At 64.9% G+C, this 25328-nt stretch carries 26 protein-coding genes and 1 pseudogene; 6 read left to right on the forward strand and 21 right to left on the reverse strand.

Annotated elements, in window-relative coordinates:
- Positions 1-13 precede the first annotated feature (13 nt).
- The 4 genes from EZH22_RS24310 to EZH22_RS24325 all read right to left on the reverse strand — a co-directional run bounded on the left by EZH22_RS24310 (position 14) and on the right by EZH22_RS24325 (position 3897).
- On the reverse strand, positions 14-331 hold the full coding sequence (locus EZH22_RS24310; protein ID WP_203192945.1) for a methanol dehydrogenase [cytochrome c] subunit: 318 nt from the start codon (positions 329-331) through the stop codon (positions 14-16).
- A 17-nt stretch (positions 332-348) separates the two neighbouring features.
- Positions 349-924 (reverse strand): cytochrome c(L), periplasmic, encoded by a 576-nt coding sequence (gene moxG, locus EZH22_RS24315; RefSeq protein WP_203196745.1) that lies wholly within the window; start codon positions 922-924, stop codon positions 349-351.
- A gap of 75 nt (positions 925-999) precedes the next feature.
- Positions 1000-1878, reverse strand: coding sequence for a methanol oxidation system protein MoxJ (moxJ, locus tag EZH22_RS24320; protein ID WP_203192946.1), 879 nt, complete (start codon positions 1876-1878; stop codon positions 1000-1002).
- A 132-nt stretch (positions 1879-2010) separates the two neighbouring features.
- Entirely contained in the window at positions 2011-3897 is a 1887-nt protein-coding gene (locus EZH22_RS24325; protein WP_203192947.1) for a methanol/ethanol family PQQ-dependent dehydrogenase, read from the reverse strand.
- A gap of 538 nt (positions 3898-4435) precedes the next feature.
- On the opposite strand from EZH22_RS24325, the gene EZH22_RS24330 reads away from it, so the two are divergent.
- From EZH22_RS24330 to EZH22_RS24340, 3 genes are read left to right on the forward strand one after another with little or no spacing between them, the layout of a single operon-like run.
- Positions 4436-5101, forward strand: coding sequence for a hypothetical protein (locus tag EZH22_RS24330; RefSeq protein WP_203192948.1), 666 nt, complete (start codon positions 4436-4438; stop codon positions 5099-5101).
- On the forward strand, positions 5098-6552 hold the full coding sequence (locus EZH22_RS24335) for an ATP-binding protein (RefSeq protein ID WP_203192949.1): 1455 nt from the start codon (positions 5098-5100) through the stop codon (positions 6550-6552). Before EZH22_RS24330 ends, EZH22_RS24335 begins: the two co-directional genes overlap by 4 nt.
- Positions 6549-7199: a response regulator gene (locus EZH22_RS24340; protein WP_203192950.1), complete on the forward strand. Its 651-nt coding sequence runs from the start codon at positions 6549-6551 to the stop codon at positions 7197-7199. The genes EZH22_RS24335 and EZH22_RS24340 overlap by 4 nt, the downstream gene beginning before the upstream one ends.
- 217 nt (positions 7200-7416) lie before the next feature.
- Here the strand turns inward: EZH22_RS24340 and EZH22_RS32985 are convergent, their stop codons facing one another.
- Complete coding sequence (locus EZH22_RS32985) at positions 7417-8142, reverse strand: tyrosine-type recombinase/integrase (protein ID WP_408647746.1); 726 nt, start codon at positions 8140-8142, stop codon at positions 7417-7419.
- A pseudogene (locus EZH22_RS32990) lies at positions 8052-8351 on the reverse strand (Arm DNA-binding domain-containing protein); the annotation flags it as partial. The pseudogene EZH22_RS32990 and the gene EZH22_RS32985, both read right to left, overlap by 91 nt.
- A gap of 225 nt (positions 8352-8576) precedes the next feature.
- Here EZH22_RS32990 and EZH22_RS24350 point away from each other — a divergent pair.
- From EZH22_RS24350 to EZH22_RS24360, 3 genes are all read left to right on the forward strand, one after another.
- Positions 8577-8882, forward strand: a complete 306-nt coding sequence (locus EZH22_RS24350) for a hypothetical protein (protein ID WP_203192951.1) — start codon at positions 8577-8579, stop codon at positions 8880-8882.
- On the forward strand, positions 8879-9097 hold the full coding sequence (locus tag EZH22_RS24355; RefSeq protein WP_203192952.1) for a hypothetical protein: 219 nt from the start codon (positions 8879-8881) through the stop codon (positions 9095-9097). Before EZH22_RS24350 ends, EZH22_RS24355 begins: the two co-directional genes overlap by 4 nt.
- A 314-nt stretch (positions 9098-9411) precedes the next feature.
- Positions 9412-9753 carry a hypothetical protein gene (locus EZH22_RS24360; protein WP_203192953.1) on the forward strand — a complete coding sequence of 114 codons (342 nt, stop codon included), beginning with the start codon at positions 9412-9414 and terminating at the stop codon, positions 9751-9753.
- Positions 9754-10408: 655 nt separating this feature from the next.
- On the opposite strand, the gene EZH22_RS24365 is transcribed toward EZH22_RS24360, so the two are convergent.
- The 15 genes from EZH22_RS24365 to EZH22_RS24435 form a co-directional block, all read right to left on the reverse strand.
- A complete protein-coding gene (locus tag EZH22_RS24365; RefSeq protein ID WP_203192954.1) occupies positions 10409-10642 on the reverse strand; it encodes a hypothetical protein in 234 nt (77 codons plus the stop codon).
- Positions 10639-10965 carry a hypothetical protein gene (locus EZH22_RS24370; RefSeq protein ID WP_203192955.1) on the reverse strand — a complete coding sequence of 109 codons (327 nt, stop codon included), beginning with the start codon at positions 10963-10965 and terminating at the stop codon, positions 10639-10641. The genes EZH22_RS24365 and EZH22_RS24370 overlap by 4 nt, the downstream gene beginning before the upstream one ends.
- Before the next feature lie 3 nt (positions 10966-10968).
- Positions 10969-11142 (reverse strand): hypothetical protein, encoded by a 174-nt coding sequence (locus EZH22_RS24375; RefSeq protein WP_203192956.1) that lies wholly within the window; start codon positions 11140-11142, stop codon positions 10969-10971.
- A gap of 34 nt (positions 11143-11176) precedes the next feature.
- On the reverse strand, positions 11177-11587 hold the full coding sequence (locus EZH22_RS24380) for a hypothetical protein (RefSeq protein ID WP_203192957.1): 411 nt from the start codon (positions 11585-11587) through the stop codon (positions 11177-11179).
- 3 nt (positions 11588-11590) lie between these two features.
- A complete protein-coding gene (locus EZH22_RS24385) occupies positions 11591-11893 on the reverse strand; it encodes a hypothetical protein (protein ID WP_203192958.1) in 303 nt (100 codons plus the stop codon).
- Positions 11890-12810: a glycoside hydrolase family 108 protein gene (locus tag EZH22_RS24390; protein ID WP_203192959.1), complete on the reverse strand. Its 921-nt coding sequence runs from the start codon at positions 12808-12810 to the stop codon at positions 11890-11892. The genes EZH22_RS24385 and EZH22_RS24390 overlap by 4 nt, the downstream gene beginning before the upstream one ends.
- Before the next feature lie 109 nt (positions 12811-12919).
- Positions 12920-15328, reverse strand: coding sequence for a sialate O-acetylesterase (locus EZH22_RS24395; RefSeq protein WP_203192960.1), 2409 nt, complete (start codon positions 15326-15328; stop codon positions 12920-12922).
- Positions 15325-15615 (reverse strand): hypothetical protein, encoded by a 291-nt coding sequence (locus EZH22_RS24400; protein WP_203192961.1) that lies wholly within the window; start codon positions 15613-15615, stop codon positions 15325-15327. Before EZH22_RS24400 ends, EZH22_RS24395 begins: the two co-directional genes overlap by 4 nt.
- Before the next feature lie 340 nt (positions 15616-15955).
- Entirely contained in the window at positions 15956-19804 is a 3849-nt protein-coding gene (locus tag EZH22_RS24405; protein WP_203192962.1) for a hypothetical protein, read from the reverse strand.
- An 86-nt stretch (positions 19805-19890) separates the two neighbouring features.
- Complete coding sequence (locus tag EZH22_RS24410) at positions 19891-21219, reverse strand: hypothetical protein (RefSeq protein WP_203192963.1); 1329 nt, start codon at positions 21217-21219, stop codon at positions 19891-19893.
- Between the two features lie 118 nt (positions 21220-21337).
- Positions 21338-22474, reverse strand: coding sequence for a tail fiber domain-containing protein (locus EZH22_RS24415; protein ID WP_203192964.1), 1137 nt, complete (start codon positions 22472-22474; stop codon positions 21338-21340).
- Positions 22475-22477: 3 nt separating this feature from the next.
- A complete protein-coding gene (locus tag EZH22_RS24420; RefSeq protein ID WP_203192965.1) occupies positions 22478-22891 on the reverse strand; it encodes a GNAT family N-acetyltransferase in 414 nt (137 codons plus the stop codon).
- Positions 22888-23589 (reverse strand): hypothetical protein, encoded by a 702-nt coding sequence (locus tag EZH22_RS24425; RefSeq protein ID WP_203192966.1) that lies wholly within the window; start codon positions 23587-23589, stop codon positions 22888-22890. Before EZH22_RS24425 ends, EZH22_RS24420 begins: the two co-directional genes overlap by 4 nt.
- On the reverse strand, positions 23586-24149 hold the full coding sequence (locus tag EZH22_RS24430) for a hypothetical protein (RefSeq protein WP_203192967.1): 564 nt from the start codon (positions 24147-24149) through the stop codon (positions 23586-23588). The genes EZH22_RS24425 and EZH22_RS24430 overlap by 4 nt, the downstream gene beginning before the upstream one ends.
- On the reverse strand, positions 24149-25063 hold the full coding sequence (locus tag EZH22_RS24435; RefSeq protein WP_203192968.1) for a hypothetical protein: 915 nt from the start codon (positions 25061-25063) through the stop codon (positions 24149-24151). The genes EZH22_RS24430 and EZH22_RS24435 overlap by 1 nt, the downstream gene beginning before the upstream one ends.
- Between the last annotated feature and the right edge of the window lie 265 nt (positions 25064-25328).

The raw sequence follows: 25328 nt of genomic DNA on the forward strand, positions 1-25328 counted from the left end.
GGGGCGGCCCTCGTCAGTTCGACGGAATCTTGCTCACGTCATAGACGAACTGGCCGGTCTTCTGGAAATACTCGACACGCTTCTTGTTTCGCGCCTCCATGTCGGCGATGGACGCGGATTGCTTGTTCAGCTCGGCGGGGTTGTGCTTGGGGTCGTACTTGGACCCCGCCACCTTGTCGGGATAGCCCGGCTTCGGCTCCCAGCAATTGCCCGGCGCCCGGCAATTGGTGCCGTCATAGGCGAGGGCGCCGGAGGCGGCGAGGAGGCCGGCGGAAAGGGCCGCGGCAGCAAACAGAGCTGTGTGGCGGCGGATGCGGTCAAGTCGGGTCATGTGGTTTCCTCCCGTTCTCATCTGAGGCCGGCCGCACTTGTGGCCGACACCTTGCACACCGGCGCCTGGTCGAGAGGCGGCGTGTGATCCTCTTTGTCGTCGAAGGGCTTGAAGGCGGCGCGCTGGGCTGGGCTGAGCCAGACGGCCTCGTTGGGGTCGTCCTTGTAGATGTGGCGCACCCAGGCCATCACCAGCAGCATCTCGTCGAGGTTCAGCGCGCCGTACATGGGCCCCATCTGCCCCTGCGCGCCGCCGAAGATGGTCTCGAACAGGCCTTGGTCGGTCATGTTCTTCGGGTAGGTCCAGTAGGCGTCGTTGAGGCCCGGCCCGATCTTGCCTTCGCCGTAATGGCCGTGGCAGCCGGAGCACATGGAGAGGAACAGATCCTTGGCCTTGGGCAGGCAGGTCTTGTTTTCCAAGTAGGGATTGACGCCGGCGGAGAGGAATTTCTTCACCGCCTCGGTGTCGCGGCCTTCCTCCATCGCCTCGGACAGATCGAGGGGCTGGCCGGTGATGGTGTTGGTGAAGGACAGCGTCGCATGCGCGGCCAGCGTGAAGGCGGAGACGAGCGCGATGGCAACAAGGCCCTTCATGGCACGCAAGTAGAAACACTTCTGCATTGGACCTACCGCAATGTTTGAAGAAAATCCGCGCGGCGCTGCCGCGGCTCAGGTGTTGGGCTTGAGGAGCGGGATGCCCTCCTGCGAAAGGATCTCCTCGATCTGCGGGCGTGCCCGCACCAGGGCCGTCTCGATCTCGCCCAGCAGCGCCTTGTCGTCGAGGCGCACCCCCACGGACTGGTCGTAGTGCAGCGGGATGTCGGTGCCGTCGAACTTGGTGATGGCGGTGCCGGCGAGACTCATGCGCAGAGGCACCTGCGAGGCCTTCACGTAGCGCGCGACTTCCGGGGCGAAGGCGAAGGCGATGTCGGCTTCCCCGCTCGTCACCTCGCTGACGATGCGCTCGCCGGGGATCTGCACATACTGGTTGCGCGGCGACCTGAAATTCACGAGGCCGTAGAGATAGGCCGCATTGTCCTCATACTTGCCGAGCCGCTTCAGCATGGTCTCGCCGGGCGAATAGAAGCGGATGGCGAAGCGGCCGAGGGCAGCGACCTGCGGGTCCTGCCAGTCGATGGCGGTGATGTTGCGGTCGGCCTTCGTCACCAGCACATAGGATGTGCGGTAATAGGGCCTGGAGGTGAGCATGCGGGCATCGCCGGTATCCACGCCCATCACCACGTCGCAGAGCTTCGCGTCGAGCTGGTCGCGGACCTGGTAGATGGCGGGCTTGCTGCTCCACACGAACACCGCCTTGCGGCCCATGGCCGCGGCCAGCGCCTCCGCGAGGCGGTTCTCGAACCCCTTGCCGTCCTTCTGCGAGAACGGTGCCTCCACCTCGGAGGCACATACGCGCAGGGTCGTGGGATCGCCCTGTGCCGCGGCGGTCGCCGGCTTCTGCGTCTGCGTCCAGGCGGGCGCGGCACCAACGGAGAGCAGCAATCCGGCGAGAAGCAGGCCGCGGGCGGAAAAGGCGAAAGAGCTCATGGTTTCGCTCCCGAAGGGGTGTTCCGGACAGAGGCGCCGGTCGATACGGTGAGATGCCGGCCGCCGCACAGCAGGAGCGGCGGCCGGCAAGGGGCGGCGGTCGGAGGTCCGCCGCCCGATGCGTGTGAAAGATCAGCCGCCCGAGCCGTATTCGCCCACGTTCGGATCGTCGTAGGGGCCCTTCCCGCCGAGGGAGAACACCATCACGCCGCCGCCCATCTGGGTGTAGTGCTGGAGCTGCTTGAACGCGCCCACGGAGCCGAGGCCGGCGGTGGGATCGTTGAGGTCAAACACCAGGCCCACGCCCGGCCAGCCGCCGACGCCGTAATAGATGGCGACGTACTGCACGCCCTTGTGCGTGTAGGTCATGGGATGGCCGATGACGCCGGAGGGCAGCTTGAACTTCCACAGCAGCTCCCCGGTGTCGCTGTCACGGGCCTTGATGAAGCCGTCCAGCGTTCCGTAGAACATCACGCCGCCGGCGGTGGCGAGGGTGCCGCCCCAGGCCGCGAAGCGCTCCATCACTTCCCACTTGTACTTGTGGTTGATGGCGTCATAGGCCTTCACCTGGCCGAGGCCCTCATACTTCTGGCGGTCGCCCTTGGGGCCGGGATACATCCACAGCGTGGCGCCGACGAAGAACTGCCCCGCCCGGTAGGGCAGCATGAAGGGCTCCCAATCCATGCAGATATGGTTGATGCCCATGAAGAAGGACTGCCGCTGGGGGTCGTAGCTGTCGTGCCCCTGATTGTGGTAGCCCATGGCCGAGGGGCAGATGTCGCGACCCTTGTGGTCCATGCGGGTGGCGTATTCCGGATCGCGCTGCGGCAGGCCGGTCTTGATGTCCACCTGCTTCACCCAGTTGACCGTGTCGTCGATCTTGTCGGCGGAGACCAGGGTGCCGTCAGTGCGGTCCAGGGTGTAGACGATGCCGTTGCGGTCCGGATGGGTCAGGAGCTTGCGCATCTTGCCCGTCTGGTCCTTCTGCTCGGACAGCATCATCACGTTGACGCCGGCATAGTCCCATTCGTCGTGGGGGGTCTTCTGGTAGCCGAACTTGGCCTCGCCGGTGTCGATGTCCCGGCCCCAGATGGTCATGGTCCACTTGTTGTCGCCGGGACGCATGGTCTCGTTCCACGGCGCCGGGTTGCCGGAGCCGTAATAGACCATGTTGGTGGAGGGATCGAAGGCGTACCAACCCCAGTTGGTGCCGCCGCCGATCTTCCACGCGTCGCCTTCCCAGGTGCCGGTGCCGAGGCCCTTCTGGCCGTAATGCGGGTTGGCCTTGTTGAAGTCGTTGGCGAGCATCACCTGCTCGTCGGGACCGGTGGCGTAGGCGCGCCACTTCTGGGCGCCGGTGCGCACGTCATAGGCGGTGACGTAGCCGCGCACGCCGAGCTCCGCGCCGGAAGAGCCCACCAGCACCGTGTCCTTCACCACGTAGGGCGCGATGGTGAGGGTGGAGCCCACCTTGATGTCGGAATTCTCCAGCTTCCAGAATTCCTCGCCGCTGTCGGCCTTCAGCGCCACGATGTGGCCGTCGAGCTGGGTCTTGAGAATGAGCGGCGGTGTCTTGGCGTCGCCCGGCCAGTAGGCGAGGCCCCGGTTCACCACGTCGCAGCAGGCCACCGCGCGGGCCGTGGGGTTCTGCTTGGGCTTGTGCTGCCAGAGGATGTGACCCGGATCGTCGAGGCCGAGGGCGAAGGTGGTGTTGGGGAACGGCGCGTGCACGTACATCACGCCGTTGACCACCAGCGGCGTGCCTTCGTGGCCGCTGAGCACGCCCGTGGAAAAGGACCACGCGGGCCGCAGCTGCTTTACGTTCTGCTTGTCGATCTGCTTCTGCGGGCTGTAGTTGTTCGCGTCGTAGTTCTTGCCCGTCATCGGCCAGTTCTCGTCGTTTTTGGCGAGATCGACGAGCTTGTCGTTGGCGTGGGCGATGCTCGGGAGTGCGGCGGAGCCCGCCGCCAGGGCGAGCGTCACCGCACACAGGGACGCGGAAGAGAACAATCGTGTCATTTGGCGCTTCCTTGGGCTTTCCTCACTCGGGGTAGATCGGCGTCAGTCGGCTGCGTCCGCCGGGGCACGCTCATGCGCCCCGGCAGGCTTCCGCCGTGTTGTAAGATCCCGGTGCCAGCCGTACCGATCCGCGTCAGGCGGGTCGGCGTGCGACCACTGCCGACGGGCGGAGGTCCAGGTCAGATGCGGTGCGCACCCGTCGAGGCCTTCCGCCGTTCGACATGTCGGCAACGGCTTGTCGTGAGCTTGGCTATGACGGTCGTCCTCCGATTGCGACCTGCGGTGTTTTTCTTATTGTTTTCTTAGTCTTCAGTTCTTTGTGTCATGAGTTGAGATCGCCGCGAGGTTTTTGTCTCGCGGTGATTGTGCAATTGAAGGCGGGAAGTTTTGGCAATCCGCACTGGAGCGACTTCCTAATTCACTGTTGTATAAGGCATTTTTCATGGAAGTTGGGACGCCCGCCGGTGGTCCGGGCTGGAACGGGCTTGATGCTGGCGCCACAGAAATCGTGACGTATATTTAGGAGTGTCCGGTGTAGATGGTGCTTATGCGGGAAATAATAAGGAAAACATCAGAGGCCGGCCGAAGGTGTCGGCAGGATGCGTGGGCGTCGCGTGCGCTGCGGCATTCATTTCGCAGCGTCGCCATGCATGCGGCGATGCTTGTCGGCTCGTCGCTGGTGCTGGCCGGCTGCGGCGAAAGCGAGGAGCCGGCCGGCCGGCCGGCCGCCACCCATACCCCGCCGCCTGCGCTCGAAAGCGCCGCGCGCTCCGCGCCCCCGACGCCCCAGTCCCTCCCGCCAACCACCCGCGAATGGCTCGAGCTTGGGGATTCCACGCCGCCGCAGACGTGGCTGGCCGCCCGCGCCACCGGGCCGGACGGGCCAGATCGGCCCGCCGTGGAGGCGCGGTTGCAGCAGCTGCTGAAGGAGGCGGACTCGGTTTTCCACGAGACGCCGCGCATGCTGGCGAATCGCACCGTGCAGCTACAGCGGATGCTGGCCGACATTTCCATCGTCGAGGCGCCGCAGGAGATCCTGCAGGGCTTCATCCCCCTCGGCCAGCGCGGCAGGCCGGCGGGATACGCGGACCTGTGCCAGCACTATTTCAATCTCCGGAACACCGGCTTCGACCGGGCCGCGGCGCTGCGCGCGCTCGCGTCGTCGGGCGGGCATGACGGCGGCGGCTTGCGGGGAACGCCATGAGCCTGCGCGATACGATCCTGCCGCGTCTGCGTGCCGCGACCCGACCCGCGCCGGACGGAAGGGCCGCCGGCCTCAGCGGCTGCATGTCGCTCCGCACCCAGGTGCTCGGCACCGTCCTCGCCATCAATGCCGTGGCGGCCGTGGTCGCCGGCAGCGTCGTGGTGATCAACGCCCGGGAGGCGGCGGAGCGGGAGATGACCGCGTCGGTGGAGATGGCGGAGAAGATGGTCCGCGAAACCGCCGAGCGGATGGCGGACGGAGCCTCCCGGCTCACCATGGACCAGTGGCCGGTGCACCTGCGCCATCTGCGCCATGTGCGCATCCAGGTCGAGGATGCCGCGGGGCACCCGCTCGCCCTGCCCGCCGATGGCGGCGCGCAAGGCGAGGGCGCGCCGGAATGGTTCGCCCGCCTCGTGGGTGTCGGCGAAGTCTCCCGGAAGATCGATGTGACGGCGAACGGCGCGGTCGTCGGCCGCGTGCGGGTGTCGGGGGTGCCCGACGACGAGGTCGCGGAGGTCTGGGAGGACGTCAGCGACTTCGCGGGCGTCGCCGTCGCGGTCAACGTGGCGATCCTGCTGGCGCTCTATCTCGCCCTCGGGCGGGTGCGCGCCGATCTCGGCCGCTTCCGCGCGGCGCTCGGCGAGCTGGAGCACAACCGCTTCGCCTGCCGGGTGCCCCCGCCGCGCAGCCGCGAGCTGGCGGAGGTGGCGGAGCGCTTCAATGCCCTCGCCGAAGCTTTGGATGCGGCGCGGGAGGACAATGCGCGCCTCAATGCCCGCCTGGTGAGCCTGCAGGAGGACGAGCGGCGGCAGGTCGCCCGCGAGTTGCACGATGAACTCGGGCCGCTGATGTTCGGCCTGAAGGCGAGCGCCGATTCCCTGCAGAGGCTCGCCGCCGCTGCGCCTCAGGAGGTCGCCGGACGCATCGCGGCGCGCACCGCCGCCCTCGTCGGCATCGTGGAGCGGATGCAGCTCGCCAACCGGCGCCTGCTGCGCAAGATCCGTCCCGCTGCCCTCGATCACGTGGCGATGGCGGATGTCCTGTCCAACCTCCTCGTAGACTTCCGGCAGCATGACGGCGAGCGCCAGTTCGTGTTCGAACCCGGCGCCCTCGCCGACCATTACGGACCCGCCCATGATGCTACGCTCTATCGCTGCGTCCAGGAGGCCGTCACCAATGCCCTCAGGCACGGCGACGCGCGCACGGTGCACGTGGCCCTCACGGAAGTGCAGGCGCCGCCGCGCCTTCGCCTCGTGGTGACGGACGATGGCTCCGGCCCGCCGGCCGACCTGGCCGAGGGGCTCGGCCTTACCGGCATGCGCGAGCGCGTTCGTGCCCTGGGCGGCAGTTGCAGGCTCACGGCATCGCAGGCGGGCGGGGCCTGCCTCGTGGTGGAGATCCCCATCACCGGGGACCGGCCACCCGTCATCGTGGAGCATTCACGGCCATGACCCGGGTTCTGCTCATCGACGATCATCCCATCATCCTCCAGGGATGCCGCTACCTTCTGGAGGATGCGGGGATCTGCGAGCTCCTGGAGGCGAGCAGCGCCCTGGCCGGCTATCGGCTGTTCCGACGCCAGCGGCCAGACATGGTGATCGTGGACCTCGCTTTGAACGGCAGCGGCCTCGCCGGGCTCGCCCTGGTGCGGCGGCTGCGGGCGCAGGCGGCGCGGATGCCCATCCTGGTGTTCAGCATGCATGCCGATCCGGTGATCGCCAGCCGGGCGCTGGAGGCGGGCGCGACGGGCTATCTGCTGAAGGACACCTCCGCCGCCGACCTTCTGGAGGCGTTCGACAAGGTCCGCCGCGGTCAGCCCTACATCAGCCACGACCTGGCGCTGGAAGTGGCGCTGCTCGCCACCCGCGGCCGGGCCGGATTCATGGCGAACCTCACCCCGCGGGAGTTGCAGGTCCTCGCCTTGCTGGCGGAAGGCAGGGCCTATGGGCAGATCGCTGATGACCTGGGGGTGAGCTACAAGACGGTGGCTAACACCTGCTCGCAGCTCAAGGGCAAGCTCGGGGCAACCAACCTCGCCGAACTGATCCACCGCGCGATCCAATATCTAGCCGGCTCTCCAGGCGGGCGGCAGAGCTGACGGAACCGGACGGCGGTGGCCGCATCCGGCCGGCGGCGACGCCTGCGCCGACTTCGTGATCTCCGATTGCGCGGCACGTTGAACGACTCCATCGGAATTCTACGGGCTCAAGCGGGCTGCCGGAGGCCCGAACAAGCCCCTTCCGCTGTTCTTGGGGGAGCCTCTCAGAGCTGCCGGTCTGGCTTCACCACGGTCCCCTCGCAGCGATCCTACGGTGTTACCCACGATCAAGCATCGGTGCCCTCCGACTCACACATGATGCCGGTATCGTCCACTCGGCTTTCTCCAGATCGAACTCGTCCCGCTCCGCCATGTGCAGTTCGCCGGACCGGGGAAAGAGGATCGGCATCAGCTGGATCGCTGCGCGGGTGGTGGGCTGACCGTCGAACCCCTCAATCGCACGGAGGAGCGCGCCGAGCGCCTTCGGGTCGGTGATGGCGGCCCGGTGCTTCGCCGCTGTATTGGTGAGCGCTCCCTTCAAGGCGAAGGTCGGATCGTTTTCGGCGCGGGCGGTGGCGATGGCATAGCGGAAGACCGAGCCCACCGTGGATCGCAGCCGCCGGGCGCTCTCCCGTCTGCCGCGCTGCTCCACCTTTCGGAGTACGGCGAGCACCTCGGCCGCGGCAATCTCCGAAATCGGGCGCTCGCCGAGATCGCCATAGGCGAAGGACAGCAGCCATTCGACCTTCGCCGAGTGGCGGGCGCTCGGCCTTCGCGCCGCAGCTTGTCGAGATATTCCTCGGCGACAAGGCGGAACGTGTTGCCGGAGGTCGCCACCGCCGCGATGCGCGATTCGCGCCGGGACCTGGCGGGATCGATGCCGTCCGCCAGTTGCGCCTTGGCGTCGTCCCGCTTCTCGCGCGCCTTGGCGAGGGTGACGATCGGGTAGGCGCCCAAGGCGAGGAGCTTCTCCTTGCCCTCGTAGCGGTACTTCAGCCGCCAGAGGCGCGAGCCGTTCGGATTGACGAGGAGGTGCAGCCCACCGCTGTCCGACGCCTTGAACGGCTTCTCTGCGAGCTTGAGATTGCGAATGGCAAGGTCGGTAAGTGCCATCGGTGGGGGTATCGCCGCTGGGGGTATGGAGCCGATACCCCCAAAGCTACCCCCAGATTCGCCGGATGCAATCGCACCTTCCCGCACCATGCCGGACATGCAAGACGAGATAAGTTATTGATTTTTCAGGATCTGAGGATCGCTTCGGACGCTATTGGAGCGTGAAATGGTGCCCAGGGGCGGAATGGTGATTTGCGAATACCAGCAATAACATAGAATCAGGTGCGGAGACGTTTGGCCTCATTGTTGCTATTGGGCAATTTTGCTTTGCCCCCGCACCGATTTTGGCCGCCAGCAAGAAGCTGGAAGCGTGAGGAGAGGACCATGCAGAGGCAGACGTACTGCAATTGCGCGGGGAAGAAGGTGCCGGTCGATGAATGCGACCGCTGCCCAGCCGATGACTGGATTGATGACGACTACTACGATGATCAGCCTCTTTACCCGCCCGGCAAGCTCGCGAGTATGACCCTCGAAGAGCTTGAGAAAGAAGGCGAGCGGCAGAGCGACCGTCAAGGGCGCCTAGGCGATGCCGAGGTCATCAACGAATACGAAGTCGAGCGGACCGAGGCGCGGTGCCGCGCGATCGAGGATGAGATCCGGCGCCGCACCAAGAGCGGATGCGAGCAATGAAACTATCCGAACTGATATCCATTTACGGAGACGATATCGTCGGCGTCCAATTCCTGGACCAATGCACAACTGACCTTAGCATGACGCCGAAGAAGACAAAAATCACCTTCGCTACGCTTGAGAGAGTTGACCTAAATGGTACGGAGAAGCTTGGGATTGTGGTATGGCTTGACCGTGACAGAGTGAAAGAGATTACCGACGCGGCCAAGGACTGAGGAGAGCGAGATGGATAGGGATAGAGAGGCTTTCGAGGCCCACATTCGGGGCCTCTTGCCACATGCAAAGTTTAATCGCGACGACTCCGGAGAATACATCGCGGTCATGGTGAATGCCCGCTGGATGGGCTGGCAGGCCGCCCTTGCCTATGTGCGGGGGGAGAGGGCCGAGGCTCGAATGGAGGATGAGGTGCAGCGCCTGCACGAGATTGCAGACGGGGCACACGGCCACAATGCCGCCGTCAGGGGCGCAGCACGGGACCGCCTCCGTACCCTCAATGTGTCACCCCCTGAGCAGGACTGAGGAGGACGTGATGGCCGTCGAAAACCCCGTTCTAAAGGCCAAGGGCGCCACGTGGTGGGTCACCGATGAAACCCAGAAGGGCGGATGCCCGGCGCACACCAAAGCAAGCCTCGGCGAATTCTTCTACACGGTGATATCCGAAGGGGTGCAGATCGGCGAAATATGGTGCTTCAACCCGAAGTTTCACCGGTCAATGACCCTTGTCACCATATACGCCACGCCCGAACAGAAGCAAACCATCGAAGAGAAGAGCGCGTTCCGTTTTCGACCACCTCCGAAGGTCCATTTGAACAGCACCTCGGATCAAAGCGCCGGCCGCCGCGCTCTTGCTGAGCCTGAGGGAGAGGGGTGATGGTCGCCTCATCGATCAGGGTTCCAGCGGACAAGATACGCGTCATTTTCGTGAGCAATTACTATGACCACCCGCTCAGCGGCGTCTGCGCGGTCAACGGCCGGACCTACTCTTTCGAGAGAGAATATTGTTCGCGATGGGCAACCATCACCCGGTTGAACCGCTGGCATCGGGTTCGCCTCTGGTCAAAGCGCACGGCCTTCGGCATCTGCGTCGGATGGCACCAGCATTATGTGAATGGGAAGAAGGCGCGATTCTACCATACTCGCCGGCCCCGGCTCCTCCATCAAATGCTGTCAAACCTCTACTATGGAAGGCCGCTGCTTTGGCGCCCGGGGAGGCCGCCACGGAAGCAAAAGGCATAACCCACTTGTTCACGATCCGTTCCCCTATATGCTCGCCCCCATGGACCCTCTCGACGCGACACCATCCATTGCCCATGCGGCCGGCTACGTGCGGGTTCGGGTGACGCGCTGCGGCGGCACCACGGAGTTCCCGATCCGGTTCCTGCCTGCGCGTCAACTACGGGCGATGCGGTTCCGCTGCAAGCGCTGCGGCACGAGCCTGTCGGCCGAAGAGGCTGGCGCCAGATGGACGTGGCAGGGCGAAGCGAGCCTTAGGGGTGATGGGCCGAAGCCGACGCCGTGGGAGGAAATCACTCCCCCAGCACCCCGATGAAGTGCGGCGCTTCGCCTTCGGTATAATCCCTCCGGCTCGGATTATACTTTGCGGCCCGCCTCCCCTCCTCCACCAGCACCACCTCGGCCGCCTCGCTCATGAGCCGGACGGCATCGCGATGCGTGAGCGGGACCCGCTCTGCTTCCTGCCCCGGCCGGCTGATGACCGCATAGGCGCCTTCATCGTCCCAATCGATCGAGAGGCGGGTCATGGATGGGGCGGCTTCATGAGGCTGATCTGGGCACCCACCCACATCACGCCCATGGTGGCCACGATGATCACCCCGATGATCGTAATCCCGATCTGGCGCGCGAGCACGTCGGTCAGCTCGCGCCAGCGCCGCAAGTGGTGGAAGTCGGCCCGGATGCGCTTTCGCTCGTCCGAGTCGTCGGCGTAAAGCCCCACCTCCATGAAGGCGCGCTGCACGGCTTTGCTGGTCTCGGTGGCATAGGCCTCCCGCTCCTCGCGCATGACCTCACGAAGCTCCTCGCGCGAGATGACCACCATTCCGGAATCGACTTCCCCCGTTGCCATGGCTCACCGCCTCCCCGTGCGGATATCGTTCAGCACCTTGTCGGCGAACTGGCCGCATTCGACCTTCTCGCGGTTCGCCACCTTGAAGGCGGCGGCATAGGCGAAGGCGGCGCGCTTCCAGCTCACGCCGCTGGCCAGATCCGGCGGGGAGTTCGGCACGGTGCACGTCTTCGGCATGCCGGGGACATTCCGGGCCAGGGCCTTCAGCCCCTCATCGCAGCCCGCGCAGAACATCGTCAGGGACAGGGCCGCAGCCGTCAGGGCTACCCTTTTCCAGCGCATCGAGCTTCTCCTTGTCGGCTTTGGCTTCCACTGCCATGCGGGCGAGGCGTTCCGACCAATCAACGTCGGCGCGCGCATTGAGGTTGATGTCGGCTTGGGTGACGATGACTTCCGCGCGCTCCTTGAGCCACGCTTCCCGCTGGTCGCCCCAATAGTCGCCGGCGATGAAGAGGATGGCCGCGATGGCGTAGACGTTGGCGGCGATGCCCCCGACCTTCTCCCCGAGGATGGGCACGGCGAAGCGCAGGATTGCCATGTAGACGCCCGCGGCGAAGATGGCGTAGACCCACCACGGCACATACGACATGACGTGCTGACCGATGCTCCAGATCATGTGCATGGGTCAGCTCCCGAAGCTCGGCAGGTAGACGCACCACGGCTCGCTCAACCGATCCCCGGCCACCTTGTTGCAGACGTGGAATCGGCCATCCGGGGCCTCATGCAGGCGAAGGTCGTTCGCCGGGAGCCAGGTGTGGGACGGCACCACGAGCCAGCCGCCATCCTTCTCCACCACCTCTCCGGTATCGGCTGGCCGGCAATCGGTGGAACTGCAGCATGAGGGCAGGTAGGTGAAGCCGGAGGGTGCGTCGTGGGCGAGGGCCGGCAGCACCGACAAGGCCACTGCGGCAACGATGGAGCGGGTCATGCTGCCTCTCCCGGCGCCGCAACGGGATGAACCGGCTCATTTCCATTGTCCGGGGTGGGAGACGGCGCAAGGTCAAGATCTGCCCTGAGCTGCTTCGCCCTGCGATTGGCCCACCATGCATAGCCCGCACCCGCGAGGGTGAGCGCGACGCCGAGCACGATCAGCACATTGAGCACCACGTCGAGCGTGGTGGAGATGCCCTGTGCCGGCTGGATCGCCGTGGTCGCCGTAGAGACGGCCGAAGACGCTCCACCCACGCCAGCGGCCAGCGTCCCCTTGTCCGGGCTGGGGAGCGGCTTGGCGTCGGTCGGCAGGGCCTTTCCGGGGGCCGTGGTCCATCCGGGAGGCGGCTTGAGCGGCACGGACCCGCGTGCGACGGCCTGCCCGAGCTTGCGCACGTCGGCGACGCGCCGCCCCCAGCCCTTGCTGTAGACCGACCACGTCCGGAGGGCCTTCAGCATCGCGAGGCGGCGATCTTGCATCGCGGCGATCACCGCGTCCGTGTCGTCCAGCGCATTAGCTGCCACGACGGTGTTGGTGCCCATCTGCCCATCCACGAGGATAGGGCTGTCACCGGTTTTCGCCCGCACGTCGTTGATGGCGCGCTGAAGCCACTTCACCGACTGCGCCGGGCCAGAGTTCACCCCGCCGTCGAACACCACGTAATCGAGCCCCGCCGGCAGATCGTCGCAGTGCATCACGTCCCAATAGTAGGTGCGCCAGATTTCCACCCGCTCGGGCACCGTAATACCCCACACATCGGCGCGGGGGCGCCCCTTGTCGCGAAGATACTGGTTGTAGCGGGCCTGCGTGACGCCGTAGGCCGTCCGGCCACCGGGGTCCCTCTTGTCGTCGTCCTTGCCGCCCTCGTGGACGTTGACGCACGCCAGCGCCGGCTCGAAATTCTGAGCGACCATGGATCACCTGTGATGTTGGAGAGACGCACGTCGGCGCGCCCCGGCTGGTGCAGGGACGGTGAGAGCGTCAGGTGGTGGGGGGAGTAAATGCCTAAGTTCAGTGAGGCCATCAATTGTCGGTCGAATACCACGCCGCCATGTTGGCCTCGATTGCGTTGCGATCGGCATCAGAAAGAGTGTCGGTGAACTCGACTATCTCGGACCAATGCCCTTGGATGCCGGCGAACGTCGCGCCGTTGTGCTGCCCGAAAATACACTTTCGAGCGATCGTGAATACTCCAGAGCGCGTGTAGGCTTTGGTCTCCGTGGTGGAGCCATCCTGCCTCATCACCAGAGACGACCCGCTGTCGATCACCCCGACCGTGTGATAGCCGGCATTGACCGCCACCTGTGGAGAGGTGTTGCTTGTTTCGATCGCCGTTCCGGCATCATTGGTGATCGTCCGAGACAGGGTGTTACCGCTCGACCCGACTGCAAGCGGAGCGTACCGCGGGTTGGAGCCGGCAGAGCCGCACTCCATGGAGATCGCCCCGCCGCCGGTTGCCCGCAGCACCGCGAAAACCGATGCCTTGCCGGCCGCATACAAGCCCGGCGTGGTGTTTTCCAGAACACGCAGGCCGTCCATCGTCTGATCTGCGGCGGGTCGGCCATTGACCTTGTTGATGACGCCGCCCGAAACGATCCTCGGCTGATTGGCGGTGTTAGCCTGGGCCAAGTCCGCCCCGCCAGACTGGCTGTATGTCGTCACGATATAGCCGTCACCAGCCCCGCAGAAAGCGAGCAATGCCGCCTCGTCAAGGATCTTCGACGCCGTCTGTGGAATATCCTGTTGCGTGTTATCGGACGAGCGGCGGACCCTGATGAGGTTTCCGGTATAACTTTCCTTAACACGGCGAGATACTGATATATAGTTGAACACCGCCGCCTTTGCACCACTCGACAGGGCATCATCAAGGATGTCAATGACTGTTGTTGCCGTAGTCGATGGGGACGATGCAAGCCCGTTCCCTGCCGCATTGCTCGCGGCCATCCGCAGATAGTACGTGGTGAGCGGGTTGAGCCCAACATAGGTATAGCTTGGGGATGCCAAGCCGGACGCCGCGACAGTCCACGCCGCATCATCAAGAGAATACTCTGCGATGTACGATGTGGCCCGTGCCGCCGGGGCCGCAGTGATCGCAATGGTGGACTGCGTGATAGCCCCCACCGTCAATCCAGTGACCTGCGCCGGCAGAGACACTGTCACCGCTGACGTTTCAGACCACCCCGATATGCCGTTTTCGTTCCGCGACCTTACTCGCACCTGATAGCTGCTATCCTCCACGATGTCCGTGATCTGCGCGGCAGGGAGGTCCCTTTGCCCGCAATCAACGTTCGCCGTCACGAGAGGCCCGGCTGGCTTGGATAGGTCGGCCCAAGCGCCCCCGCCGACGGCATACTGAATGTCGTAATCCGTGACGCGGCACAAAGGGCGCGTCCACCAGATATGCAGCTCCGTCCCGATCTGCGCAGCTTGCACAACAGTTGGGTCAGACGGCCGGGTGCCCACGACATTGTTGATGGCGATCGCATAAGCGTCCACCGCACCTCTTGCCAATATACGCTGCCCATCCGCGTTGAAGTGAGCGAAGTTAGTCCCGGTATCCATCTGATAGCCGGGGCCGGGGCCGTAGAAAAAGCTGGTGCGCGGCAGGCGACGGGCAACGTCGATACATACTTGACGATTGATCGCATTGTTGAATAGCGGCGGGTCGACGATCTCATAGATGAAAGACCCCGCAATGATCGGTAGATCTGACACGCCGAGGCGCTCACGGAAGCCGTTAAAGATCGTGTCCTGCATGAGCTGGAAAGCGCTCGCCGTGGAGGATTGGTTCCCCTCCCCCTGATGCCAGATAATACCGGCGAAATACCAGTCGTAGCCGAGCGCCTCTGCGGCGGCTGCGGCCTTGTACATCTGGCGGATCGCGGACTCGTAGAGGTCGCTGCCCGGATTGAGCGGCGCATCGGGATCGGTTCCCGCGCCCCACGACAGGGATGGAAAAGGTTGGACGGCCGACATGGACGTTCCGCCAATGCCGCATGGTACAAGCAGGACCTTATGCGCCGGAACGAGACGGCTATTCAAAATATCTCTGGCCGCAGACCACGCATGTCCCATGCCGTGCCCACCATCCACATGGTAAAGGGGCTCAGCCGCAATGGTAATCTTCTCCACATACTTTCCAGCGCCGTCTGCGTTCCACAAGCCTACATCCAGAACGTTGGATGAGCTATAGGTGAGGATGCGGCTGTCCGGTAGTTCCGACCGCACCAAGTCGTATCCTGTGGAGACGCTCCCTGTAATGGTGCTCGACGGGGCGCGTCCAACGGCATTGGACTGGCCGGCTACCATGAAAATGGCAAGGCGAAAATCCCAGGTACTGGCATATATCGCCCCGCCGTTGTCTAGACGCTGAGTCGCGCGCGCGCTCAGCCCGAGCGCCTGTTCGGCGATAGCAAGTGCAGCGTCGGTCATTGCGCCTGACCCATGAGGTAGTTGACGGTCCCGGAAGTGAACGCGGTGCAGTTCAGGCTGTAGAGGACGCCCGGCATCACCTCGGCTGCGATTTCGGAGGCGGGGCCGGTCCAGACGTAAAGCTGCGTTCCCGCCGCCGTGAGCGGAAGCCACGTCACGCCGTTGTCAAAGCTGCGTTCCATCTGGACAGTCGCGACAAAAGTCCCCCAGAGCGAAACGTTGAACGCCGCGCCCTGCCGGGGGGTGAATGAGGCACTGCGGCCTGTTCCTGTGAAGGTGCCTTGCATGTGGCGTCTCCTCTTGGGGGAATAGAAAAAGCCGCCCGGTGAGGGGCGGCTTGGAAAGGCGGGCCAACGGGTGCTAGCGTGTGCTTTCAACCGTTGAGGGAGGTTTCTGTGAGGTACTTGGTGGCTTTGGCTTTGGCGCTTGTCGCGAGCGGGTGCGCCTCAAGCACACCGGGCGAAGGAGAGGCCCTGATGTCTGCCGGAGACATCCGCGCCAAGGACGAAGGGAAGTGCCGAAGCTATGGAATCGCCCCCGGCACAGAGCCATTCTCCGCCTGCCTCATGAAGCAAGACGAAATCCGCGCTGGTGTTCAGTCTTCGAATACCGCCGCCGCTACGGCCTTTATCGCGAGCCGCTACGGTCGGTAGCATCAGCTTTGCTCATGGCGTCGGTGCCAGACAGGACCGCCACCCGCGCCAGAGCCTGTCGCAGGCTGATACTCGGGCCGGCCCTTTCGGCCACCGGCTTCAGCAGAGAGCGCGCAAGGTCCGGGTTAAGCATCGCGTCCCGGATCAGCGTATCCACCTTGACGATGCCGGCATTGCGAAGGGCCTGTACACCGGCCGCGCCGAGGAGGCTAAGCCCCCCCGTCGAGAAGCCGGTCATGGCCCCGAGCGCGCCGGCCCCGCCGAGGGCCTGAGGCGTGAGAAGGTGGGACAGGAGCGAGCGCTTCTGCTTTACCATCTCGGCAAGGTTCTGCGCCGTATCGGACCCGCCAGGGATCTTCACCGAGACAATCGACCGGTTGGCCCGGCTCAGGTCGTCCGCCATGCGCTCTAGCAGGTTCACCTCCTGCGGCTTAAACACCGCCCGCAGGGCCTCGGCATTCTTGCGCACGAAGGTCTGAAACTGGTCCGAGCGGATCAGCTTCTGTTCGCTGGTGGCCGCCTCGGTGTTGGAGATGAACTTGGTCTGGATGTGATCCGCGATGGCCTTGCGGAGCCCTTCACGGGCGTCCTTGTTGCCGGCCGTCTCGTTGGCCAACTTCCGCATCTGCTGAACGGCGTCCTGCTTTTCAAAGATGCCGCCGACGATGCGTGTCACATCCTGGGGGTTGTCCACATTGAGGAGCCGCCCGACTACGCCGGCCTGATAGCCGTCCAGCGTCTCTTTCCGGGCCTGTGCGAGACTGGCGACGGCCTCGGATGCGGCGACGGGATCGGCGAGCTTCGCGTCTACCTCCGGTAGGGCACGCAGGGCATCCTCATGCCGCGAGCGCCAGAGCGCAACTTTCTTCGGGTCCAACGTTCCGTCATCCCGCATGGCCGCGCGCTTCAGGTCAGAAACGGCATAGTCCTCCAGAAGAGGCTTCGCCCGCGCGTCACCGATGGCCCCAACGAACTTGTTGACGCTCTCAAACCCGCCCGGCCCTGAGCGGAAGATGCGCCCGCCCACGTCTCCGTCAAGAATACCCTCGGGGATCAGACGGGCATCGGCAAGCATCTTGGCCGCCTTCTCTGCGGTCCCCACGCTCTTGTGGAAGTCCGGGAAGGCACGCAGGGCGTCAAAATTCTTGTCCCGCCAGCGCTCATAGAGCTTGGGATCGAGGACGCCATTCTTGACTGCGTTGTCCTTCAGATCGGCCATGGCCGCATCGCGAAGGAGCAGCATCGCTGCCGCATCATTACCAACCGCCTGCCGGAATGCCTGAACAGAGCGGAACCCTTCCACGCCGGGGCGGATGATGCGGCCGGGGACCGAAACATCAGCGACCTTGAAGTTGTCCGCCGCAGGCCCGCGCAGGATATCACCCACCGGGCCTTCATCGAAGGTGCGGGCGCGCTCCTTCGTGGCGGCCGACGCGGCCTTCAGTCTCTCGGCGGCTCCGGCGTCGAAGTTGGGCTGGAGGTTGTCGGGGAAGAGGCTAGAGCCTTGTACGCCCGGACCTCCCGCAGGATCTCCAGATCCCCCTCGCGCTTGGCTCGCGCCTCCTGCTGCTGAAGAAAAAGTGGCCTGAGGCCCGGCTCCAGCCGCGCCATCGCCAATTGCATCGCTTCGCCCGGCTTCAGCTTGTCCGACACGCAGTTCATCAGCCCTTTGGGCAAGCCGGGCAGCAACTGTGTCCGCCTCGGACATCTGGCCTGCCTGCACCGCCTGCTGTTCCACCGCAGCCTTGTTCGCCACCGCGTTCTCAATGTCACGCTCGATGGCGCCGCGAAGCTGCGTCAACCTTCCATATACAACGGTCTTTCCACGCGCGCCACGCTCATCCGCCATGGCATCAGAAACCCGGCTGCGGAACGCCGTTAGGTCTTTGAAGGGGATGACCTCCGGGAGGCGCGCGGCATCCGCGAAGATAGCGGCCTCTTCCCCAGCCATGGGCTGGGCCAGCTTGGACATGGAAGACAGGATATCCCGAGCGCCGGAGCGGGTGCCCACAACGGGAAGCGCCAGAGAGCCGTCAGGATCGACGGCGCCCCAAAGCTGGTTCTCCCTCTCCTTCGCAACTGCGCGCGCACCAAGCGCCTTCTGCCGCAGATCAGCTCCGTAGGCTTCTGGCATCCGATCGCCGCCAAGGGCCTTCACAGCGCCTTCCGCCTCGGCCTGTGCCGCTGCCACCTTGGGGGCTTCAATGCCCCTCAGGGCGGCCCCATAGGCATCAGCCGGCATATCCCCGCCAAGGGCCTTGGTGCGCTCTACAGCAACGCCGGTCGCATCGCCGATAGCGCGGGCCGATTCCGCGTCGATCATCCCGAGGTGATCGCGAAGCGCCTGCGAGACCGCTTCAGGGTGCCCGGCAGGCTGCACAGTGCCGAGCGCATCCAGCCGAGCCGCATTCTGTTCGGCCGCGCGCTGCTGGAATGCCTCAGGATTGGACCGGGCAACACCGCGTTCAAGGCCGCCAAGGCCCATGTCTCCCGTCAACTGGAACGTCGTCGGCTGGGAGCCGGGCACCAGCTCGCGGGGCGCATTGTCGATTGCCTGGATAGCCGCATTCGGATCTGTTGCACGCTCGCGAAGCTGGGCACCGGCCGCACGCTCCTGAGCGCCCGGCGTGACAAGAGCGTAGTTGTCCGCCGCCTTCACCGCCTGCTGAACGCCACGAGGTGCCGCAGCCATACCGGCTCCGGCGACACCGCCGACGAGATTTCCCGCGAGTTCACCAAGAGGGCGATACTTCTCCCCGCCTGCCTCAGTGGCGATATCACCACCGACATACCCGCCCGCGCCGGCCGCGGCACCAACGCCGGCATTCGACGCGATATTGGCGGCGGTCTTCGATTCCCCGAAGATCGAGCCGAGCACCCTCATTGCGGTATCGCCCACGACGCCGGCTTTGTTCAGTGCCCCCAGCATGGCCTCCGGGGCGATCATGTACCCGGCGCCTTCACCGGCCGCGCGCGCCACCTTCTCGCCGGTCGTATTGGCCTGCACCTGTGCGGGATCGTTCACGCCCACGGCCGTCATGGCACGCGTGATGGAGCCACTGCCGCCGATGGGGTCGTGGACGCGGGGCAGTTCAGCCCCGGTCACGGCCTCGACGCCGGATAGGCCCTTATTCACCAGCCAAGACGCAGCGTCCACCGGGGCGCCCAACGTGGTCGCGATGGCGCTGTTCACGCCCGCCGTAGCGTTGTTGAACAGACCGCCCTTTGGAGCCGCTTCCTGCTGAGTAGAGGTGGGCTTCGGGATCAGATCGTCGAACATGGCGCCGCCAGCGGCCGAAAGCGTCTGGTCAGGCGCGGGCTGCTGCGCCGGGATCAAATCATCGAACAGGCCAGTCGCGGGCATCGGGGCCTCTTTCGGGGTTGCCTGTGGACGCGGCGGGATCGGATCGGCACCGGGCACCGGACGAATGGCACCCTCGATAGCCTGCACCCCGGCCGGGCGCGCCGGCTCTCCGGTAAAAGCCATGGGGGCGCTGTCTCGCGGGATGAACTGAACCCCAGAAAGGCCCTGGTTGGTGTCCCGCGCGCCAAGGTCGCGCCCCACCGGAACGTCGAACCGGCCTTCAGGGGCTGTCTTGAATGCGCCCCCGGTGTCATGCACCACGACGGGAACATCCTTCAGCGTGTAGCGCTGGCCTCCGACCTGATAGGAGACCTCAGGCATGGTGTATTGGCGCCCGTAGAGGGACGGGTTCCCGGCCACGGTCACGTAGGGGCTGGCACCAGTCCGGAAATCCTCAAGGGTGCGCACCATGGCCTGACCATCCGGGCCGGGGCGCGACGCCTCATAGCCGCCTTCCATCTGGTCCCCGCCGCGCTGGGGGAATAGGTGGTAGCGCGGGGGACAATGCCCCCCGATGGGATCAGGTCATCGAACAGGCCCATGCGTCAGATCCCCGCCGTATCCACGCCCATTTGCTGCAAGCGCTTCATCACCGCATCGCGGGGCGCGCCACGGGCAATCGCCGCCTTGGCCTGCGCCAGCGCATCATTGGGTGCGGCCTGCGCGGCCTTCGGTGCACCCTGTGTAGGCGTAGGCGCGGAACTCGTAGGCGTCGCCGCCCCCGGCTGGGCACCCTGCCCCGCGGCAGTCGGCTGCGGAGCCTTGGTCGGGTCTTCCCAGCCCTTGGGCGGCTTGTAGGAAGGGCCAGCCTCGCGGAAGAGCCCTTGGATTGAGGACTCCCGGTTCTGGCGCTTCTGCGCGATCACCTCCGGGGTATCGCCCGGCTGCGGGAAATATTGCTGTCTGGCGTTCGCGAACTCGCTATCGCTGATGACGGCGCCAGATTCGCGGCGGAGCACCGAGTTGATGAAGTTCCGCTGCGCCTGCTCCACCTTCTGGCGGGCCTCAGATGACACGGCGTTCGCCACTGCTGGGGCGCGCCCGCCTAGGGCGCTAGATACAGCCGCCCCGGCCGCGCCGGCCCACCCGCTGTTGATGTTCTCGTTTTGGTTGATGATGTCGTGGGACTGCGCCATGCGGTCGGCGAAAGTCGCGGCCTTGCCCTGCCCTTCGGTGTAGGAACCATTGGCATAGGGGTTGAGTTGCGGACCCTTCTTCGCCTCCGTCTCAGCCTGCGCCACCGATCCCCGGTAGCCAGGGGAGGCCGGCCCACCGGGGATCGGCTCTTCTCCCGTGGCTGTCTTGCGAAAGCCCGGAGACGCCGGCTGTAGGCCGGGCTGTGCGTCGATTTCCTTCTGGCTTCGATAGAGGCCAAGCCGACGCTGATCTTCCGCCGCCCAATTGGCTCGCTCAAGGTGCATCTTCGCCATGGCTTCCGGGTTGAGCGCCCCAGCCGCAGCGGTCTTCAATTCGTCGATGCTGCCGAACTGCTGGGAATAGCTCTTGCCGTCCGGGGCGCGCCATGTGAACTTGTAGCCCTGTTGCCCATTTGCACCGGGCACGGCTTCCGACCCAGCAAGAACATAGCCGGCGGGAAGATAGCCCTTCGTGGTCGCAAGCTCGGTGAACGCCTTTCCAGCATCCTCGAAAGAGCCAGCCGTGAGAACCCGGCCGAACGCGGCGGTGCCACGGCGCGCGGCGTCGCTTTCGCCCCACTTCTGGAGCGCCGCGGCCTGTTCCACATTTCCGTTCTGGATATAGGTCTGCGTCAGCTTAGGAAGGGCGTTCTGCGTCCAGTAGTCGGTATACTTGTCCGGCGTGGTCTTGCCGGCCGCCACATCCGCATCAAAGGCGGACTTGACTTCCGTGTTCACGCCTTCGATAGCTTTTTGCTGGTCGTTGCGTCGCTGAGTATCCTGCCACCTCTGACCGAGGCCGAGCCCCCCGCGAACCCCTGCGTGAAAGCCCCAAGGCCGAGCCCATAGTTCGCCATCACGCGGCCTCCACTTCACGATTCCCGGGATACGCACCAAGGCCGACCTGTTGTGCGATCCGGTCAACCTTGCGGCTCACATCCTGAACCGCCCTCATGGTAAGGCCGAGGGCATCCTGAACCTTGATGGATTTTCCATCGCCAAGGCCGGTCACGCGCTGCATATCCTCTGCATATGGGCCGACATGCTCGCCACCATCTTCGATGCCCGGCATATAGCGCCAGCGCTCCACGGGGAGGCTGTCCACCGCAGCAAGGGCCGCGCCTTCCGGAATCTCCTCTTTGTCGGTCTTCACTTCTTCCGAGGAGAAAAACGACGCCGCCGCACCCAGCCCTGTGCCGAGGGCGCTGTACAGGCCGGCTGTATTCGCCGCATTGGCAGAGTTTTGCGCATTATAGGCGCTGAGTTGCGCGTTGTAGAGGTTGCCCAGCGTCGCCGCCTGACCAGCATAGCCCTGCATCGCTCCGGAATACCCCTGCATCGGGATCGCCGTGGACGTAAGGAACTGTTGGTTCGCCTGCGTGAGCGCGCCCGTCGCGGCCTGCCCGGCCCCGAGCCCGAGCTGAGTTCCAGCCATGGCCTGCCCCGGAAGTGCCGCCCCAAGCCCTACGGCGTTCATCCGAAGTGCCTGCCCCGTGTTCCGCGTCGTCTCTCGCGCGTCGTTCTTCGCTCCGGCCACGGCGAGGGCGGAATTGAGATCAGAGGCCCGCTGCGTCCCCTGGAAGCGCCCCGAGTTGGGATTGACGCCCATGGACGCCTGTTGCCGCTCCGTGGCCGCCCGCTGGCCTGCAATGGCGCTCTGCGTGTCCGCCCCGGCCGCCGCCGCTGCCGCTGCCTGTGCTTCCGGCGTGTCGTAGTTCTTCGCGTCGTTGATGATCTGGTCTTGCAGCGGGACGAACGTGTTTTCGTACCGCGCCCGATCCGTCGCCGCATTGGTGAGGGCCGTATCCTGTGCCCCAAGCGCCGCGCCCGAAACAGCGCCGGCTGTAGCATCGATGCCCGTCTGCCGGTCCTGTGCCGTCGCATAGGCGTCGTTGGCGAAGTTCAGCCACGCATTGCCCGTCGCCGCCTGCGCATTCGCAGCCTTCTTGATGTTCGGATCCGGCATCGGCGCATCGCCGCTGTCCTTGCCCATGCCTCAGCCCTCCGATATCCATTTGCATTCGCGCCGGAGCATCCCGAGCACGATCACATCCCCGTCCAGCGCTTCTTCCCGAAGCACCCCTTCGTCCTGAAACCCGATATGCCGCGCGAACCTCAATGAGGCCGCGTTGCTCGCCGAGATCAACCCCGTCACCCGGCGGAACCCGCACTGAAGGAAGGGATAGGCGAACATGCGGAACAGGAAATCCTGGGTGAGCCAGCGCCCCGAACCATCGGAGGCAATGTGCATCGCGCACGAGCCGGGGGAGAACGTGTCATAGGCCGCGACCGCGACTAGAACCCCATTCCGTTCAAGCCCGATCGCCCGCGCATCCGAGCGGAACGCTGCAATCCCGATCCGGCCCGCCGCCCACGCCAGATAGCGCTCCGGGTCAGAATAAACGGTCACGCGAACACCCACACGCCGGCCACCATCGCTTCGTTAGAGCCCCATGACCACGTCAGGGTTTCATCTGGCGCCGCCCCCTCCTGAACGGGGCAATGCGTGATGGCGTGGTAGATATCGGCCCCGCTCGATTGCACATTCACCACCGCGTCATCAATGAATGGAGCCCCTGACAAAGATGGCGCCGAAGCCGAGTCCTGATAGATCGCGAGGCACCCCACACCAAAGCCTGCGTCAGGAAGATCAATGTCGGTTATTGTAGCAGAAGAAGCCCCACTTCCGGCATAAGTAGAGTCAAAATCAACGTGGCTCGCACCAATGACGGGGCGTCCGGTTACGCGGAATACGCCGATCAGAACCGTGGAAATGTTTCCGCTGAACGTGATCGTCACGTCTCCCGTTGCCCCGGTCGGGACATGAGCCCATGCGGAGCCGATTGACTTTCCGATGGCCGCCCCGCCCGCCGCAGAACCAAGGGTTGCCGCGACCCCGCCAATCGTCACCGACGTGATGGTCTGGCTCCCCGGAGAGTTATGGCTGATGGCGAAGATGATTTCCCGGTCACTCGCCGGGTCGCCAAAGCTCGCGCCTGTCCACGTCTTTGACGAATAGCTGCCCCCCGAATTGTTCTGGAGCAGGTAACCGATGAACTCGATCTGCGGGCGGTTGCCGCCCCCGTGCCAGAAGCCGAACCGGCTCACGTCACCAAGGCCCCGTCCAGAGCCCACGTATTCGTCGCCACCTTGAGCAGCGTCGCGAACCGGAGCGATTCCAGACCATACTTGCTGTTGTAGCTCTCGATCGTCACCCCGGAGCCCGGAGCGAAGGTGAGCTTCCCGCCACCGGAGCACCGAACGTCAACCTGCGTCCCCACGTCGAATGCCACGTCCACATTGGGGGGCACCGTGAGCGTCTTCGCGCTGGCGTTGGTCATGTGCACTACATTGCCCGCGTCACCAAGGGCAAGCGTCTGTGAGGTTCCGGTGTAGGTGTTGATGGTCCGGATGATGTTGGACTTCGCATCGGTCAGCGCATCGATATCGGCCTGTAGCGCGGCCTCCGCATCCGTGAGGGCCGTCGTCTGATCGGCAAGGGACTGCGTGACCGTCGCCTGATAGGTCTCGAAATCGGTCTGGTTGGTCTTCGTGCCGATCTGCTTGTTGAAGTCCTCATATCGGACGGCGGCTTTGCCCTGGTTGCCCTGCCGGCGCGTGCCGGCGAGGATTTCAAGCTGCTCCTGAAGGACGTTGTTGTTCGCCATCACCGATTGCCCTTCGGATATGGCGTATCGCTGACCGACCAATTGCCGGTCGCGTCGTCATACTGGAAATAGGTCGGCGCGCGCCCTGGATTGGCCGCCTTCCATGCCGCAGCACCATGCGGAGACGGCGGCATGTTGCCAGCCGCCATGTAAGCATCGAAAGCCGCGCCTCGTTTGCCCAGCTCTTCGCTCCGCGCCCGCTCGGCTGCATCCATCTCCCGCGCTCGCTGTTCGATTTCAGCGCGACGTTCCGGCGGCGCGTCCGGCCCCAGCCACCTTGCCCAACCAGAGCGCGGATTGCGCTGCGCATGGAGCGCGACCCACAGGTCGCTGTCGGCGTCCTGCGGAATCAGGTCCGCGCCTCGCGCCTCGCCGATGCGCTTTTCCACCAGGGCGCGCACGGCCGGGTCGTCCAGCCACTTCGCGAAGGAGCCGTAATCCCCGTTCTCGACATTCGGCGGCAGGCCGCGGCCGCTGTCATATACCTCAGCAAGGCCCGCCAGCACGTCGTCCACATTGTGGTGCGCCTGCACCGGGACCCCGATCACCGGGTCCATGCTTTGCGCGTTGTAGGGGTTTTCGTCCGGCGGAACCTTGTTGGTGCTGACCCCCGTCAGGCGGAAGTCCTCGCCCTTTTTCCAAGGAGCCTCGCTTCGGACCATCCCCCGTTCACTGGAGCGCACGATGGGCGGCATGTTCGCGCTTTTCACCACCAATGGAGGCAGGGCCGCGAACATCGGGACCATGTCCGTCCCGGCGTTGACCATGCCGATGCCGTAGTCCGCCGCCGCCTGTCCATACCGCCCTTCCCCGAGCGCCGCCCGCCCCCGCTGGAAATCCTCGTTGCCCTGGACGATGCCGGCGCCCGGAAGCATGGAAGCCACGGCGCCCGGACCCGGAGTGAATGCGTCCAAGGTCTCTCGCGCCGATTTTGCCCCTCTGGAGAACGCATCATATGAGTTACGAAGATAGTTCCCGAGGCCAGTTTCCCAAAAGCCTGACCCCTCAGGAGCCCCCGAAATATCGCCTACCTTCACATCCCGCGGTTGGCGCGCTCCCCTTTCATTGAAGGTCGCGAGCACGGGCGCGGAGTCCACCTTATCGGAGCGGACGTACACGACCTCGCCGCCGATCCGGCTCACAGGGACAAGAGGAACGCCGCCGGGCGTGGTCGCAGGA

This window comes from Xanthobacter dioxanivorans, assembly GCF_016807805.1.
GTDB lineage: Bacteria > Pseudomonadota > Alphaproteobacteria > Rhizobiales > Xanthobacteraceae > Xanthobacter > Xanthobacter dioxanivorans.

Coding starts and splice junctions, on each gene's coding strand:
- EZH22_RS24310 (WP_203192945.1), bottom strand. CDS start 331: ATGACCCGACTTGACCGCATCCGCCGCCACACAGCTCTGTTTGCTGCC.
- moxG (WP_203196745.1), bottom strand. CDS start 924: ATGAAGGGCCTTGTTGCCATCGCGCTCGTCTCCGCCTTCACGCTGGCC.
- moxJ (WP_203192946.1), bottom strand. CDS start 1,878: ATGAGCTCTTTCGCCTTTTCCGCCCGCGGCCTGCTTCTCGCCGGATTG.
- EZH22_RS24325 (WP_203192947.1), bottom strand. CDS start 3,897: ATGACACGATTGTTCTCTTCCGCGTCCCTGTGTGCGGTGACGCTCGCC.
- EZH22_RS24330 (WP_203192948.1), top strand. CDS start 4,436: ATGGTGCTTATGCGGGAAATAATAAGGAAAACATCAGAGGCCGGCCGA.
- EZH22_RS24335 (WP_203192949.1), top strand. CDS start 5,098: ATGAGCCTGCGCGATACGATCCTGCCGCGTCTGCGTGCCGCGACCCGA.
- EZH22_RS24340 (WP_203192950.1), top strand. CDS start 6,549: ATGACCCGGGTTCTGCTCATCGACGATCATCCCATCATCCTCCAGGGA.
- EZH22_RS24350 (WP_203192951.1), top strand. CDS start 8,577: ATGCAGAGGCAGACGTACTGCAATTGCGCGGGGAAGAAGGTGCCGGTC.
- EZH22_RS24355 (WP_203192952.1), top strand. CDS start 8,879: ATGAAACTATCCGAACTGATATCCATTTACGGAGACGATATCGTCGGC.
- EZH22_RS24360 (WP_203192953.1), top strand. CDS start 9,412: ATGGCCGTCGAAAACCCCGTTCTAAAGGCCAAGGGCGCCACGTGGTGG.
- EZH22_RS24365 (WP_203192954.1), bottom strand. CDS start 10,642: ATGACCCGCCTCTCGATCGATTGGGACGATGAAGGCGCCTATGCGGTC.
- EZH22_RS24370 (WP_203192955.1), bottom strand. CDS start 10,965: ATGGCAACGGGGGAAGTCGATTCCGGAATGGTGGTCATCTCGCGCGAG.
- EZH22_RS24375 (WP_203192956.1), bottom strand. CDS start 11,142: ATGCCGAAGACGTGCACCGTGCCGAACTCCCCGCCGGATCTGGCCAGC.
- EZH22_RS24380 (WP_203192957.1), bottom strand. CDS start 11,587: ATGCACATGATCTGGAGCATCGGTCAGCACGTCATGTCGTATGTGCCG.
- EZH22_RS24385 (WP_203192958.1), bottom strand. CDS start 11,893: ATGACCCGCTCCATCGTTGCCGCAGTGGCCTTGTCGGTGCTGCCGGCC.
- EZH22_RS24390 (WP_203192959.1), bottom strand. CDS start 12,810: ATGGTCGCTCAGAATTTCGAGCCGGCGCTGGCGTGCGTCAACGTCCAC.
- EZH22_RS24395 (WP_203192960.1), bottom strand. CDS start 15,328: ATGACCGACGCTGCACTTGCTATCGCCGAACAGGCGCTCGGGCTGAGC.
- EZH22_RS24400 (WP_203192961.1), bottom strand. CDS start 15,615: ATGCAAGGCACCTTCACAGGAACAGGCCGCAGTGCCTCATTCACCCCC.
- EZH22_RS24405 (WP_203192962.1), bottom strand. CDS start 19,804: ATGGAAGGCGGCTATGAGGCGTCGCGCCCCGGCCCGGATGGTCAGGCC.
- EZH22_RS24415 (WP_203192964.1), bottom strand. CDS start 22,474: ATGGGCAAGGACAGCGGCGATGCGCCGATGCCGGATCCGAACATCAAG.
- EZH22_RS24430 (WP_203192967.1), bottom strand. CDS start 24,149: ATGGCGAACAACAACGTCCTTCAGGAGCAGCTTGAAATCCTCGCCGGC.